The organism is Kitasatospora sp. NPDC001660 (assembly GCF_053596725.1).
This window is the reverse complement of sequence record NZ_JBSFGU010000017.1, coordinates 35,355-49,431: the sequence shown is the minus strand read 5'-3', so window position 1 is coordinate 49,431 and position 14,077 is coordinate 35,355. Positions and strand designations below refer to the sequence as shown.

Sequence of the window (14,077 nt, the reverse complement as noted above, 5' to 3'; positions counted from 1 at the left end):
CCCATGGTCGGCAACGGGCCCGAGCTCGACCCGGACGACCTGCCGGACGGCCTGGTGGTCGCCGACGCGCAGGGCCGGGTGGTCCGCTTCAACCGGGCCGCGGCCCGGATCACCGGCGTGCCCCCGGAGGCCGCGCTCGGCAGCGACCTGGACGACGTCCTCCCGCTGGAGGACCTGGACGGGCGCCGCTGGTGGCCGCTGACCGATCCGTACGGCGGCCTCGCGATCCGCACCGGCCAGCCCGAGCGCAACCTGCTGCTGCCCGGCGGCCGCGAGGTGCTGGTCTCCGCCCGCTACGTGCGGGCCGTGCCGCTGGGCCCGCTGGAGCGCCTGGTGATCGCCCTGCGCGGCACCGAGGCCCGGCGCCGCACCGAGCGCAGCCACGCCGAGCTGATCGCCACCGTCGCGCACGAGCTGCGCTCGCCGCTGACCAGCGTCAAGGGCTTCACCGCGACGCTGCTGGCCAAGTGGGAGCGGTTCACCGACGGGCAGAAGCGGCTGATGCTGGAGACCGTCGACGCCGACGCGGACCGGGTCACCCGCCTGATCGCCGAGCTGCTGGACATCTCGCGGATCGACGCCGGCCGGCTGGAGCTGCGCAAGCAGGTCGTCGACCTGGCCGCGGCGGTGCGCCGGCACGTCGAGCGCAAGGTTGCCACCGGCATCCCCGAGGAGCGCTTCGACATCCGGATCACCGAGCCGCTCACCGTGCTGTGGGCGGACCCGGACAAGGTCGACCAGGTGCTCGCCAACCTGCTGGAAAATGCGGTGCGGCACGGCGAGGGAACTGTCACCATCGAGGTGGCACCGGCCAAGGAGGTCGTCGAGGCGCCCGTCTGGGAGCGCTCCGGCACCCCGCCCCGCATCGTGGAAGGCACAGCGGTCACCGTGAGCGACGAAGGCAGCGGCATCCCCGAGGAGTCGATGCCGCGCGTCTTCACCCGCTTCTGGCGCGGCTCCAAGCGCGGCGGCACCGGCCTCGGCCTCTATATCGTCAAGGGCATCGTGGAGGCCCACGGCGGCTCGATCCGCGTCGACCGCGCACCCGGCGGCGGCGCCCGGTTCCGATTTATCCTGCCCGCCGGCGTTCCGGACTTCATGCTCTGAAAGAGCACAGCATGCTCTGAGCAGCCCCTGAAGTCGGCCCCGGACGGGCTTGACGGCAGCCGCGCTACGCGCTGCGACTACACTCGACCTTTGGCGTTGTGGGACGCCCTGTGCGGCTGTGCCGCGGACACCCCTCTTCCCCGTCGTACGGAGAAACGGCTGCCCGTGCCCCGGCCACGCCGGGCGTAGCGCAATGGGCCCCTCCTGCCCGAGGGCGGGCAAGGAGGGGGAGCCACCCTTACCTGAGCACGGACGAGCAGGAGCACGGGAAAGATAGAGATGTCGGCACCCAACAAGTCGTACGACCCGGTCGAGGTCGAGGCCCTCAAGCCCGAGGTGGTGGAGCAGGCGCGGGACGAGGCCGTCGCCGCCTTCGCCGCCGCCACCACGCTCGACGAGCTGAAGCAGGCCAAGGTCGCCCACACCGGCGACCGCTCCGCGCTCTCCCTCGCCAACCGCGAGATCGGCGCCCTGCCCCCGCACGCCAAGGCCGCTGCCGGCAAGCTGATCGGCCAGGCCCGCGGCGCCGTCAACCAGGCGCTCGCCAAGCGGCAGACCGAGCTGGAGGCGGAGCGCGACGCCCGCGTGCTGGTCGAGGAGGCGGTGGACGTCACGCTGCCCTACGGCCGCATCCCGCGCGGCGCCCGCCACCCGCTGACCACGCTGGCCGAGCGCATCGAGGACACCTTCGTCGCGATGGGCTACCAGGTCGCCGAGGGCCCCGAGGTCGAGGCCGAGTGGCTCAACTTCGACGCCCTCAACCTGGGCCCGGACCACCCGGCCCGTTCGATGCAGGACACCTTCTTCGTCCAGGCCCCGGACGGCTCCGCCGACTCCGGCGTGGTGCTGCGCACCCAGACCTCCCCGGTCCAGGCCCGCACCATGCTCGACCGCGAGCCCCCCATCTACGTCGTGTGCCCGGGCCGGGTGTACCGCACCGACGAGCTGGACGCCACCCACACCCCGGTCTTCCGCCAGGTCGAGGGCCTCGCGGTGGACGAGGGCATCACCTTCGCCGACCTCAAGGGCACCATCGAGGTGCTGGTCGAGAAGCTGATCGGCGGCGGCCTCGAACTGCGCTGGCGCCCCTCGTACTTCCCGTTCACCGAGCCGAGCGCCGAGATCGACCTGCAGTGCTTCGTGTGCCGCGGCGAGAGCGTCGGCAACCCGGACCGCCCGTGCCGCACCTGCTCCTCCGAGGGCTGGATCGAGCTCGGCGGCTGCGGCGTGGTCAACCCGCGGGTGCTGGTCGCCTGCGGCGTCGACCCGAACCGCTACAGCGGGTTCGCCTTCGGCCTGGGCCTGGAGCGGATCCTGATGAATCGTCACAACGTCGCCGACATGCGCGACATGGTCGAGGGTGACGTGCGCTTCACCCTCCCGTTCGGGATGGAGATCTGATGCGCGTCCCGCTTTCCTGGCTGCGCGAGTACGTCGACCTGCCGGCCGGCGAGACCGGTCGTGACGTCGCCGAGCGTCTGGTCCGGGCCGGCCTGGAGGTCGAGACCGTCGAGCAGCTCGGCGGCGACCTCAAGGGCCCGCTGGTGGTCGGCGAGGTGCTCTCCATCGAGGAGCTGTCCGGCTTCAAGAAGCCGATCCGGCACTGCTTCGTCAACGTCGGCGACGCCAACGGCACCGGCGAGCCGCAGGAGATCGTCTGCGGCGCCACCAACTTCGCGGTCGGCGACAAGGTCGTGGTCGTGCTCCCGGGCGCCGTGCTGCCCGGCCCGTTCCCGATCTCGGCCCGCCAGACCTACGGCCACACCTCGGCCGGCATGATCTGCTCCGCCCGCGAGCTGGGCATGGGCGACGACCACAACGGCATCATCGTGCTCCCGCCCGAGTACGAGCCCGGCGCCGACGCGATCGAGCTGCTCCAGCTCGTCGACGAGGTGCTCGACATCGCCGTCACCCCGGACCGCGGCTACTGCCTGTCCATGCGCGGTGTCGCCCGCGAGGCCGCCGCCGCGTACGGGCTGCCGCTGGCCGACCCGGCGCTGCTCGACGTGCCGCCGGCGAACTCCCTCGGCTACCCGGTCGAGGTCAACGACCCGGCCGGCTGCGACCGCTTCGTGGCCCGCACGATCGTCGGCGTGGACCCGAACGCCAAGTCCCCGATCTGGCTGCAGCGCCGCCTCCAGAAGGCCGGCATCCGCCCGATCTCGCTGACCGTCGACATCACCAACTACGTGATGCTGGAGGTCGGCCAGCCGCTGCACGCCTACGACAAGCAGCGCGTGAACGGCCCGATCACGGTCCGCCGGGCGGCGGAGGGCGAGACCCTCACCACCCTCGACGGCGTCAAGCGCAAGCTCGCCGCCGAGGACCTGCTGATCTGTGACGACAGCGGCCCGATCGGCCTGGCCGGCGTCATGGGCGGTGCCTCCACCGAGATCCTCGACCCGGCCGCGGGCCCGGGCACCACCGAGGTGATCATCGAGGCCGCGCACTTCGACCCGGTTGCCATCGCCCGCTCCGCCAAGCGGCACAAGCTGCCCTCCGAGGCGTCCAAGCGCTTCGAGCGCGGCGTCGACCCGCAGGCCGCCCGTGCTGCCGCGCAGCGCGCCGTCGACCTGCTGGTCCTGATCGCCGGCGGCACCGCCGAGGCCGGGGTCACCGAGGTCGCCGCGCCGCACCCGGTGCGCACCATCACCATCGCCGCGGACCTGCCCGACCGGGTCGCCGGCACCGCGTACGGCCGCGAGACCGTCACCCGGCGCCTGCAGGAGATCGGCTGCTCGGTCGCGGGCGCCGACGTCCTGGAGGTCACCCCGCCGACCTGGCGCCCCGACCTCACCGACCCGTACGACCTCGCGGAGGAGGTCATCCGGCTGGAGGGCTACGACAACGTCCCCGCCCGGATGCCCAACGTGCCGCCGGGCAAGGGGCTGACCGAGGCCCAGCGCACCCATCGCCGGATCGGCGTCGCGCTGGCCGGCGCCGGCTACGTCGAGGTCAACAACTACCCGTTCCTCGGCGCGCCCGCCTTCGAGGCGCTCGGCCTGGAGGCGGACGACCGCCGCCGCCGGACCGTCAAGCTGGTGAACCCGCTCAACGACGAGGAGCCGGCGCTGCGCACCACGCTGCTGCCGGGCCTGCTCGGGGCGCTGCGCCGCAACATCGGCCGCGGCAACACCGACCTGGCGATCTACGAGACGGGCACGGTCTTCCTGCCCAAGGACGAGCTGACCGTGGCCCCGCGCCCGGCCGTCGACCGGCGCCCGAGCGACGAGGAGCTCGCCGAGCTGGACGCCGCGCTGCCGGACCAGCCGCGCCGGGTCGCGGTCGCCCTCGCGGGCGAGCGGATGCCCTCCGGCTGGTGGGGCAACGGCGCCCAGGCCTCCTGGGCGGACGCCGTCGAGGCGGCCCGCACGGTGGCCCGCGCGGCCGGCGTCGAGCTGACCGTCCGCCAGGGGCAGCTGGCGCCCTGGCACCCGGGCCGCTGCGCGGAGCTCGTCGTCGCGGGCACCGACCGGGTCGTCGGCCACGCCGGCGAGCTGCACCCGCGCGTCGTCAAGGCGCTCGGCCTGCCGGCCCGCACGGCGGCGATGGAGGTCGACATCGACCTGCTCACCGCCGACGGCGCCGAGAAGGTCAACGGCCCGGCCGTCTCCGGCTTCCCGGTGGCGACCCAGGACGTCGCGCTGATCGTCGACACGGCCGTCCCGGCCGCCGACGTGGAGGCCGCGCTGCGCGCCGGCGCGGGCGAACTGCTGGAGGCCATCCGGCTGTTCGACGTCTTCACCGGTGAGCAGGTCGGCGAGGGCAAGAAGTCGCTGGCCTACGCGCTGCGCTTCCGCGCCGCCGACCGCACCCTGACCGCCGACGAGGCCACGGCCGCCCGCGAGGCCGCCGTCGCCGAGGCCGTCACCCGCACGGGAGCGGTGCTGCGCGGGGCCTGATCCCGCAGCGCCCGAGAGGGCCCCGCCCCGGACCGCGAGGTCCGGGGCGGGGCCCTTCGCGTTCTCCACGGTCGGCTTCGCGGCTTGACGATCCATCACGTCATCGTTTATCTCTTTACCTATGGAAGTAGATAAAGGTGACGACCGGCCCTCGCCCATCGAGTTCCGCCTCGATCCGGCTTCCGGCGTCCCGACCTACCTCCAGCTCGTGCAGCAGGTCGAACAGGCGCTGCGCATGGGCTGGTTGACGGAAGGGGACCGGCTGCCACGGGTGCGGGAGGTGGTGGCGGGGCTGGCGATCAACCCCAACACCGTGCTCAAGGCGTACCGGGAGCTGGAGCATCGGGGGATCGCCGCGGGCCGCCGCGGGCAGGGCACGTTCGTGCGGGGGCTGCCCCCCGGAGTGGTGCCGCTGCGCGAACGGGCGGCGCTGCGCGGGGGGTTGCTGGACTGGATGCGCTCGGCGCGGGCCGCCGGGCTGGACGAAGGGGGGATGGTCGCGGTGTTCGAGGACGCGCTGCGCGACCTGCGCGAGGGTAGGGACGGGGTGGTGGCGTGATGGCCACGGACACGGTGATCGACTGCGGCGGACTGGGCAAGCGCTACCGCCGCTCCTGGGCGCTGCGGGACTGCAACCTCGCCGTCCCGGCCGGGCACGTCGTGGCGCTGGTCGGCCCGAACGGCGCCGGCAAGTCCACCCTGCTGGGCCTGGCCGCCGGCCTGACCCTGCCCAGCGAGGGCGCGCTGACCGTTCTCGGGGGCCGGCCCCCGGGGTCCCCGGCCGCGTTGGACGGGATCGGCTTTGTCGCCCAGAGTGCCGCGCTCTACCCGGGCCTGCCCGTCCGTGACCTGCTGCGGATGGGCCGCCACCTGAACCGCCGCTGGGACGAGGCCCGTGCGCGGACCCACCTGGAGGGCCTCGGCATCCCGCTGGACCGTAAGTACGGCCGTCTCTCCGGCGGCCAGCGGGCCCAGGTCTCGCTCGCCCTCGCGCTCGCCAAGCGGCCCGAACTGCTGCTGCTGGACGAGCCGTTGGCCGCACTGGACCCGCTGGCCCGGCACGACTTCATGGCCGTGCTGCTGACCGCCGTGGCCGAGGACGGACTGTCGGTGGTGTTCTCCTCGCACGCCGTCAACGAGCTGGAGCAGACCTGCGACTACCTGGTGGTGCTCGGCGGCGGCCGGATCCAGGTGGCCGGGGAGGTGGACGACCTGCTGGCCGGCCACCGCATGCTGACCGGCCCGACGGGGGAGGCCGACGCGGTCGCCGCCCGCCTGCCGGTGGTGCGCGACCGCCGGGCCGGCGCCCAGTCGCACCTGCTGGTCCGCACCGGCGGCGCGGACGCGCCGGTGTCCGCCGGCTGGCACCAACAGCGCGTCGGCCTGGAGGAGCTGGTGCTCTCCTACCTGCGCGAGCCGACCGCCTCCGCCCTGCCCGGCCCGCGCGGGGCCGTCCGTCCGAACGAGAAGGTCCTGCAGTCGTGAGCACACTCGCCCTCGGCGCGGCCACCGCCTCGCCGCCCCGCAGCGCCGTCCTGCGGGCCGCCGCGATCCGCCACCGCACGGCGGTGCTGACCCTGGTCGTCGTGATGGCGGCGCTGTCCGCCGCGCTACTGCTCCACGGCTGGCTCGCCCATGCCAGTCTGCACCGCCTCGGCGCGGACTCCTGCGATCCGGACACCGAGGCCTGCCTGACCAAGTACAAGCTGTTCCTCAACCAGTACGGCAGAACGATGCAGACCCTCTCCGAGGTGCTCTACGTGCTCGGCGGCGCCTTCGGCGCGTTCGTCGGAGGTCCTTTGCTGGCGCGGGAGTTCGAGCACGGCACGGTCCGCTTCGCGTGGACCCAGGGCGCCGGCCGGTCCCGCTGGACGGTCGGCGCGCTGGCCGTGGCCGGCGGGGCCCTGGTGGTCGTGGCCGCGCTGTTCGGGGTGGTGCAGCGCTGGTGGAGCGAGCCGCTGGTCCGCGGGGCGGGCCAGTTCAACCCGGACATCTTCATGCAGACCTGGCCGGTGATGGTCGGCCGCCTCCTGCTGACCTTCGGCGTGGCGGTGCTCGCGGGCGCGGTGCTGCGCCGCACGGTGGTGGCGGTGGGGGCCGGGCTCGCGGTCTCGGTGGCCCTGCCCTTCGTCGCGGAGGCGCTTCGGGCGCACTACCGGCCGCCGCTGGAGGAGGCGGTGCACTCGATGACACCGCTCGCGCTGGACGGGCGATGGGTGCTGGACGTCTGGTTCTCGGACCCGGCCGGGAACCGGATCGGCGCGAACGAGTTCTACGACCGCGGCGGCGACTTCGCCCACCTCCAGGCCATGGTGCGCGACGGCGGCTACGCCGCGCACCAGGTGTACCAGCCGGCGGACCGCTTCTGGCCGTTCCAGTTCATCGAGGCCGGCTGGATGGTGGTCCTGGGGGTCGCAGCCTGCGCGGCGGCGGTGTGGTGGGTGCGCCGACGGGCCGTCTAGCGGAGAGGACGAAACGTCGGCCTCAACCCGCGCCGGCTGAGCCCCGGTGGGCCGGGGCGTTCTCTCCCCCGGCCCCCCACGGCCCGCCCAGGTCATTAATAAGTCTCCTGAATTATCAATCCTTTCCCCTGAATTCGATCTTCGAAAGTGTGAAAGTCTTGTTGATCCCGTAACGAATCGAGCAGAGGGGATAACGAAGCCTCCTTCCCTTATTGACGCATTCGCCCGGTGCAGCTTGACTCCCTCCCCTGCCGCACCGTTCGCGGCGCAGTACAGGAGGCACCACCGATCATGAACAGAGCCATGCGTCTCGCGGTCACGGGCACGGCCGCCGTGTCGCTCGCACTCACTCTCGCGGCCTGCGGGCAGACCGGTGCGACGCAGAAACCGGCCGCCGGTGGAAGCGGCGAGGCCATCGGTCTCCTCCTGCCGGACAACGCCTCCTCCACGCGCTACGACGCGTTCGACAAGCCGCTGATCGAGCAGACGGTCACCGGCCTCTGCCCGCAGTGCACCGTGAACTACGCCAACGCGGGCGGCGAAGCGATCACCCAGAAGAAGCAGTTCGACGACCTGCTCGCCAAGGGCGTGAAGGTCATCCTGCTCGACCCGGTCGACTCCAAGGTCACCGCCCCGTGGGTCGACGCCGCCAACGCCAAGGGCGTGAAGGTCGTCTCCTACGACCGCCTGGCCCAGGGCAAGGTCGCCGCGTACGTGTCCTTCGACAACGAGCGCACCGGCGAGCTCCAGGGCCAGTCCCTGCTCGACGCGCTCGGCCCGAAGGCCTCCTCGGCCAACGTCGTGATGATCGACGGCGCCGAGTCCGACCCCAACGCCGCGCAGTTCAAGGCGGGCGCGCACCGGGCGATGGACGGCAAGGTCAAGAAGATCGCCTACGAGCAGTCCGGCGAGTGGAAGACGGACGTCGCCACGGCGAAGATGAACGAGGCCATCCAGAGCCTCGGGAAGGACGGCATCCAGGCCGTCTACGCCGGCAACGACGGCATGGCCGGCGCCGTCATCGACGCCCTGAAGGCCGCGGGCATCAAGAACGTTCCCGTGGGCGGCCAGGACGCGTCCATCGACGCGGTGCGCCGGGTGCTCACCGGCGAGCAGACGTACACCATCTACAAGCCGTACAAGCCGGAGACGGACGCGGCCGGCAGCATCGCCGTCCAGCTCGCCGAGGGCATGGACATCAGCACGACCGCGACCACGCTCACCGACAGCAACGGGCTGCAGATCCCCTCGCTGCTGCTCACCCCGATCGTGGTGACCAAGTCGAAGGTGGAGGCCACGGTGGTCGGCGGCGGTCTCTACAAGGCGTCCGACATCTGCACCCAGCAGTTCGCGGCGGCCTGCGCCTCGGCCGGCGTCCAGTAACGGAGGCCTTCGGGCCGGAAGGAGGGCGCGCCCGCACCGGAAGGCCGGTGCGGGCGCGCCCCTTCGCGCAGCGGCTCAGACGCTCGCGGTGTAGTCGTAGAAGCCGCGGCCGGACTTGCGGCCCAGCAGGCCGGCGTCGACCATCCGGGACAGCAGCGGGGGAGCGGCGTACAGCGGTTCCTTGTACTCGTCGTACATCGACTCGGCGATCGACACGATGGTGTCCAGGCCGATCAGGTCGCACAGCCGCAGCGGGCCCATCGGGTGGGCGCAGCCGGCCTCCATGCCCTTGTCGATGTCGGAGGCGGTGGCGACGCCCGACTCGAACATCCGCACCGCGGACAGCAGGTACGGCACGAGCAGGGCGTTGACGACGAAGCCGGCCCGGTCGCGGGCGCGGATCGGCTCCTTGCCGAGCACCTCGGAGGCGAAGGCCTCGACCCGCCCGGTGGTGGCGGCCGAGGTGGTCAGGGTCGGGATGACCTCGACCAGCTTCTGCACCGGCGCCGGGTTGAAGAAGTGCAGACCGATGACCTGCTCGGGCCGCGAGGTGGCGGCGGCCAGCTTGACGATCGGGATCGACGAGGTGTTGGAGGCGAGGATCGCGTCGCGGCGCTCGATCACCTGGTCCAGCGTCTGGAAGATCTGGACCTTGATGTCCTCGCGCTCGGCGACCGCCTCGACGACCAGGTCGCGGTCGGCGAAGTCGGACAGGTCGACGGTGAAGGACAGCCGGGCCAGGGCCTCGTCCCGCTGCTCGGGGGACAGCTTGCCGCGCTTGACCGCCGTCTCCAGGGAGTTGGTCAGCCGGGTGCGGCCGAACTCCAGGGCCTCCCCGCTGGCCTCCGACACCAGGACGTCCAGCCCGGCCCGGGCGAAGACCTCCGCGATGCCCGACCCCATCAGGCCGCAGCCGATCACTCCGACACGCGCGATGTCACTCACTCACTTGCCCTTCGGTGGTGCTGGGGGTCGCCCAGCGACAGGTGGCCCAGCGTGGTGCTGGTCGGCCCAGCGTGCTGCTGGACTACGGGCCGGTGTGCCGGAATGGGTGCACCGGTGCGCCGTCCCGACGACGTTACTACTCCGTACCGGCCAGTAGGTCACCCCCTCCCCGGCCCGGTGCCGCGAGCGGCACCACACACCCGAACAGGTGACGGCGCTCCGCCCGCCCGTGCGCCCGGACCTGCCGCCGCCCCGCGGCCGACAGAATGCCGCAGACGGGGCCGGGGACGGACGAGGGAGGACGCAGTGCCGTTGGGATCACTCACAGGGCAGGTCGCCCTGATCACCGGTGCCGGCCGGGGGATCGGCCGGGAGATCGCCATCGGGCTGGCCGCCGAGGGCATGGCCGTCGGACTGGTGGGCCGCACCCACGCGACGCTCACCGAGACGCTCAAGGAGTGCGTCAAGCACGGCGCCCGCGGCGTCGCCGTCACGGCCGACGTCACCCGCCCCGGCTCGGTGCGCGAGGCCGTCCGGCTCGTCGAGCGGGACCTCGGCCCGGTGGACCTGCTCGTCAACAACGCCGGACTCGTGGACCGCACCGAGGTCCCGCTCTGGGAGACCGACCCCAACCAGTGGTGGCAGGTCGTCGAGACCAACCTGCGCGGCCCCTACAACCTCCTGCGCTGCGTCCTGCCGGGCATGGTCGAGCGCCGCCGCGGCCGGATCGTCAACCTCAACTCCGGCTTCGCGCTGCGCCCGGACGGCCACTACACCGCGTACGCGACGTCCAAGGGCGCGCTGCTCCAGCTCTCCGACAACATGGCGGACTCGCTCGCCGAGCACAACGTCGTCGTGCTCGACATCAGCCCGGGCGCGGTGGCCACCGACATGACGGCCGGGATGCCGATGTTCCGGGACACGAAGGCCTGGGCCTCGATCCCGTACATGGTCGCGGTCACCGCCGACGCCGCCCGGGGCCGCTTCGACGCGCTGCACGGGCGCTTCATCCACGCCGAGCGGGACGACCTGGAGGAGCTGGTCCGCCGTGCGGAGGAGATCCGCGAGGCGGACGCCAGGACGCTGCGGCTGCGCCCGTACAAGGAGGACGATCCGATGGCGTGAGGGCGGCCGGGGCTTCGCTCAGATCGCGGCCAGCTCCTCGTCGGTCAGGCTGCCCGGCGTCCGGCCGGTCCGGGCGAACTCCTCGACCAGCCGCTGGAACGCCTCGTTGGCCGGCGTCGGCACCCCGTGCAGCCGCCCGAGCAGCACGATCTCGCCGTTCAGGTAGTCCGTCTCGTGCGAGCCCGCCCCGCGCGCCAGGCTCTGCCAGGTCGAGCTGCCGCCGCGCGTGACGCCTCCCACCGGCTCGATCCGCAGCGCCTCGTCCATCAGCCGGACCATCTCCTCGGGGTCGTGGTGCGCGATCCCGGCGGCGGCGAGGACGGCCGTGCCCTCGGCCATCAGCCGCCGGTGGAGCCCGCGGCGCAGCTCGCCCTCGTACGGCCCGGCGACGGCGTTGAGCGCGTTGCCGAGGTTGCCGAGCAGCTTGGTGTACTTCCAGCTCATCACCTCGGCCTCGACCGGGGCGCTGAACCGGGCCCGCTCCAGGTCGGCGGCGATCCGGGCGGCCCGCTCACCGCCGCCGCCCGCCGGGTAGCCGCCGATCCGCAGCACCCCGCTGACGGGCGTGCCGCCGGCGCTGACCCGCCCGGGCTCCAGGTGGGTGGACGGCATCCAGACGCACACCGCCAGCACCTCGCGGAACCGGCGCAGCGCGAGCTGCTCGTTCTCCACGCCGTTCTGCGCGCACACCAGCGGCAGCCGCTCGCCCGCCGTCCCGCCGCCCGTGACCGGACGCGGCGCCCACGCGGCCAGCGCGGCGGTGGTGTCCTGCGTCTTGACGGCGAGCACCAGGACGTCGTCCGGGCGCAGCTCCAGCTCCTTCGGCGCGGACACGGCCGGGATCGGCAGCGTCCGGGTGCCGTCCGGCGCGCCGAACGTCAGCCCGTGCTCGCGCAGCGCCGCGTAGTGCGCGCCGCGCGCGACCAGGACGACGTCGCGCCCGCTCTCGTGCAGCCGGGCGCCGATCGTGCCGCCGACCGCGCCCGCCCCGATGATGATGTAGCGCATGCGTGAAGCATGGCACGGGAATCCGGGGCTACGCGCAGAGCTGACTGGCGGTCACCGGCTTGAGGCCGGACTTGGCGAGGCCGTCCAGGATGGCCGGCAGCGCGTCCACCGTGCACTGGTGGCCCATGTGCAGGGCGACCACCGAGCCGCCGCGCACCGAGTTGAGGACCCGTCGCTGCAGCTCGGCGGCGCTCGGGTCGGTGTAGTCGCGCGGGTCCACGTCGAAGGAGAGGACGTGTTCGTAGCCGACGGCCCTCGCCTGCTCGCGCACCATCGGGGTGGCGTACTGCGAGGCGGACGGACGGAACCAGCGGCCGATCGAGCCGGTGAGGCGCTGCAGCCGGTCCGCGCACTGGGCGATCTCGGCGCGGGCCTGGTCCGGGGCCATCGCGGAGATGTTGAGGTGGTTCTGGGTGTGGTTGCCCAGCTCGTGCCCGGCGTCGAGGATCCGCCGGGCCATCTGCGGCTGCTGGTCGAGCCAGCTGCCGACGGCCATGACGGTCAGTTTGGCGCCGCGCTGCTCGGCGATCTCCAGCAGGGCGGTGGCGAGCTTCGGGTCGCCGCTGCCGTGGAAGGTGAGCGCCACGTTCTTGCCGCTGCGCGGCCCGTACGCGACCTCGACCGGGGTGCCGGCCGCGAGCGGCGGCAGCACGGGCGGGGTGGGCGGCGCGGTGGCGGCCTCGGGTGTCGCGGTGGCGGTGGGCTGCGGCGCGGTCGGCTCGGCGGAGGCCGGGCCCTCGCCGCCGCTCCAGGCGGGGTCGGTGGTGTGCTGCGGGTCGGAGTGCTGTGGATCGACGTTGCCCGGGTGCACGGCGAGCGCGCCCGGGTCGGCGCGGCGGGGCGCACCGCCTCCGCACGCGGTGAGGAACCCGCCGGCGGCGGTGAGGGCGGCCAGCTTGGCGGAGGTGCGCAGTACGGCGCGGCGATCGGCAGTCATCGGCAGCCAGCATAGAGACGACGCGCCGTCGCGGCGATCCGGGATTGCGCGCGCGGACTCCCCGCTTGACGTGCACGCACCTCGGAGCGGGTGCTGCGTGAACCTGAACTTGCCGTGTTCCCACGGAGTGTCGTCGGATACGATCCGGTCGCACCGCGTGCTACGGGGGCGGCGCACCACCGCGGCGGACATTCCCGCAGCGGGCAGGCAGTGAGCAATGGGGGGCGGCACGACATGCACGAGGACACCGTGGACAGGGCAGGGGCGGACGGCGGCACCGACTGGGCCTGGGTCGGGGCGGACGACTGGCAGCCGCCGACCGAGCTCGACACCGGGATACCGCACACCGCCCGGATGTACGACTACTACCTGGGCGGCAAGGACAACTTCGAGGCCGACCGCAAGGCCGCCGAGGCCGCCATCGCCGCCTACCCGGCGCTGCCGCTGCTGGCCCGCACCAACCGCGAATTCCTCGGCCGCGCCGTCGAGTTCGTGGCCGGTCTGGGCATCCGGCAGTTCGTCGACATCGGCACCGGCATCCCCGCCGCGGGCTCGACCAGCGAGGTCGCGCGGAAGGTCGCCCCGGACGCCCGCGTCGTGTACGTCGACAACGACCCGATCGTCGCCACCCACGCCCGCGCGCTGCTGGCCGGCCACCCCGCCGGGCACACGTCGGTCATCGAGGCGGACCTGCGCGATCCGGCCGCGATCCTCGGCCACCCGTCCCTGCGCGCCGCCGTCGACCTGGCCGAGCCGGTCGCGCTGATGCTGGTCGCCGTCCTGCACTTCATACGCGACGAGGAAGGCGCGCAGCAGATCGTCGCCACCTTGCGCGACGCGCTCGCCCCCGGCAGCGCGCTGATCCTGTCCCACGGCAGCCCCGACTTCGCCTCCCGGCAGAGCGCGGACGAGGGCGCCCGCATCTACAAGGGCGCGAGCGCCCCGCTGGTGCTGCGCCCGCGCGCGAGCGTCGAACCCTTCTTCGGCGACTTCGAGTTCGCCGGCCCCGGCCTGGTCCAACTCCCGCTCTGGCGCCCCACCGCCGGGCACGTCTCCACCACCGACCTCCCCGAGGGCTGGCAGGACGTGTCCGCGTACGCGGGCGTCGCGTTCAAGAAATAGCCGCCTCCAGCAGCACCTCCACAGGACGTCCGGCTCATCGCGGGCAGGCCCCGGCACCCCCCTCCCGGTGCCGGGACCGTCCCGCA

At 73.1% G+C, this 14,077-nt stretch carries 12 protein-coding genes; 9 read left to right on the top strand and 3 right to left on the bottom strand.

Features of this window, described 5'->3' with window-relative positions:
• Nucleotides 1-3: 3 nt before the first annotated feature.
• From ACWCXH_RS20025 to ACWCXH_RS19995, 7 genes are all read left to right on the top strand, one after another.
• Nucleotides 4-1,107 (top strand): ATP-binding protein, encoded by a 1,104-nt coding sequence (locus ACWCXH_RS20025; RefSeq protein WP_449802765.1) that lies wholly within the window; start codon nt 4-6, stop codon nt 1,105-1,107.
• Between the two features lie 279 nt (nt 1,108-1,386).
• On the top strand, nt 1,387-2,508 hold the full coding sequence (pheS, locus tag ACWCXH_RS20020; protein ID WP_449802764.1) for a phenylalanine--tRNA ligase subunit alpha: 1,122 nt from the start codon (nt 1,387-1,389) through the stop codon (nt 2,506-2,508).
• Complete coding sequence (gene pheT, locus ACWCXH_RS20015; RefSeq protein WP_449802763.1) at nt 2,508-5,009, top strand: phenylalanine--tRNA ligase subunit beta; 2,502 nt, start codon at nt 2,508-2,510, stop codon at nt 5,007-5,009. The genes pheS and pheT overlap by 1 nt, the downstream gene beginning before the upstream one ends.
• A 121-nt stretch (nt 5,010-5,130) precedes the next feature.
• Entirely contained in the window at nt 5,131-5,568 is a 438-nt protein-coding gene (locus ACWCXH_RS20010; RefSeq protein WP_449802762.1) for a GntR family transcriptional regulator, read from the top strand.
• Nucleotides 5,568-6,494 (top strand): ATP-binding cassette domain-containing protein, encoded by a 927-nt coding sequence (locus ACWCXH_RS20005; protein WP_449802761.1) that lies wholly within the window; start codon nt 5,568-5,570, stop codon nt 6,492-6,494. The genes ACWCXH_RS20010 and ACWCXH_RS20005 overlap by 1 nt, the downstream gene beginning before the upstream one ends.
• Nucleotides 6,491-7,471, top strand: a complete 981-nt coding sequence (locus ACWCXH_RS20000) for a hypothetical protein (protein WP_449802760.1) — start codon at nt 6,491-6,493, stop codon at nt 7,469-7,471. The genes ACWCXH_RS20005 and ACWCXH_RS20000 overlap by 4 nt, the downstream gene beginning before the upstream one ends.
• A 291-nt stretch (nt 7,472-7,762) precedes the next feature.
• Nucleotides 7,763-8,854 carry a sugar ABC transporter substrate-binding protein gene (locus ACWCXH_RS19995; protein WP_449802759.1) on the top strand — a complete coding sequence of 364 codons (1,092 nt, stop codon included), beginning with the start codon at nt 7,763-7,765 and terminating at the stop codon, nt 8,852-8,854.
• 75 nt (nt 8,855-8,929) lie between these two features.
• Here the strand turns inward: ACWCXH_RS19995 and ACWCXH_RS19990 are convergent, their stop codons facing one another.
• Nucleotides 8,930-9,799, bottom strand: coding sequence for a 3-hydroxybutyryl-CoA dehydrogenase (locus tag ACWCXH_RS19990; RefSeq protein ID WP_449802758.1), 870 nt, complete (start codon nt 9,797-9,799; stop codon nt 8,930-8,932).
• A 306-nt stretch (nt 9,800-10,105) separates the two neighbouring features.
• Between ACWCXH_RS19990 and ACWCXH_RS19985 the strand changes: the two genes are divergently transcribed.
• Nucleotides 10,106-10,924, top strand: coding sequence for an SDR family NAD(P)-dependent oxidoreductase (locus ACWCXH_RS19985; protein WP_449802757.1), 819 nt, complete (start codon nt 10,106-10,108; stop codon nt 10,922-10,924).
• Between the two features lie 18 nt (nt 10,925-10,942).
• Here ACWCXH_RS19985 and ACWCXH_RS19980 read toward each other — a convergent pair whose 3' ends face one another.
• A complete protein-coding gene (locus ACWCXH_RS19980; RefSeq protein ID WP_449802756.1) occupies nt 10,943-11,932 on the bottom strand; it encodes a ketopantoate reductase family protein in 990 nt (329 codons plus the stop codon).
• A 28-nt stretch (nt 11,933-11,960) separates the two neighbouring features.
• Entirely contained in the window at nt 11,961-12,869 is a 909-nt protein-coding gene (locus tag ACWCXH_RS19975; protein ID WP_449802755.1) for a polysaccharide deacetylase family protein, read from the bottom strand.
• A gap of 234 nt (nt 12,870-13,103) precedes the next feature.
• Between ACWCXH_RS19975 and ACWCXH_RS19970 the strand changes: the two genes are divergently transcribed.
• Nucleotides 13,104-13,991: an SAM-dependent methyltransferase gene (locus ACWCXH_RS19970; protein ID WP_449802754.1), complete on the top strand. Its 888-nt coding sequence runs from the start codon at nt 13,104-13,106 to the stop codon at nt 13,989-13,991.
• Nucleotides 13,992-14,077 lie beyond the last annotated feature (86 nt).

Bases quoted from the DNA above. Each gene is read 5' to 3' on its own strand.
- ACWCXH_RS20025 (WP_449802765.1), top strand. From the start codon at position 4: ATGGTCGGCAACGGGCCCGAGCTCGACCCGGACGACCTGCCGGACGGC.
- pheS (WP_449802764.1), top strand. From the start codon at position 1,387: ATGTCGGCACCCAACAAGTCGTACGACCCGGTCGAGGTCGAGGCCCTC.
- ACWCXH_RS20005 (WP_449802761.1), top strand. From the start codon at position 5,568: ATGGCCACGGACACGGTGATCGACTGCGGCGGACTGGGCAAGCGCTAC.
- ACWCXH_RS19970 (WP_449802754.1), top strand. From the start codon at position 13,104: ATGCACGAGGACACCGTGGACAGGGCAGGGGCGGACGGCGGCACCGAC.
- pheT (WP_449802763.1), top strand. From the start codon at position 2,508: ATGCGCGTCCCGCTTTCCTGGCTGCGCGAGTACGTCGACCTGCCGGCC.
- ACWCXH_RS19975 (WP_449802755.1), bottom strand. From the start codon at position 12,869: ATGACTGCCGATCGCCGCGCCGTACTGCGCACCTCCGCCAAGCTGGCC.
- ACWCXH_RS19995 (WP_449802759.1), top strand. From the start codon at position 7,763: ATGAACAGAGCCATGCGTCTCGCGGTCACGGGCACGGCCGCCGTGTCG.
- ACWCXH_RS19980 (WP_449802756.1), bottom strand. From the start codon at position 11,932: ATGCGCTACATCATCATCGGGGCGGGCGCGGTCGGCGGCACGATCGGC.
- ACWCXH_RS20010 (WP_449802762.1), top strand. From the start codon at position 5,131: ATGGAAGTAGATAAAGGTGACGACCGGCCCTCGCCCATCGAGTTCCGC.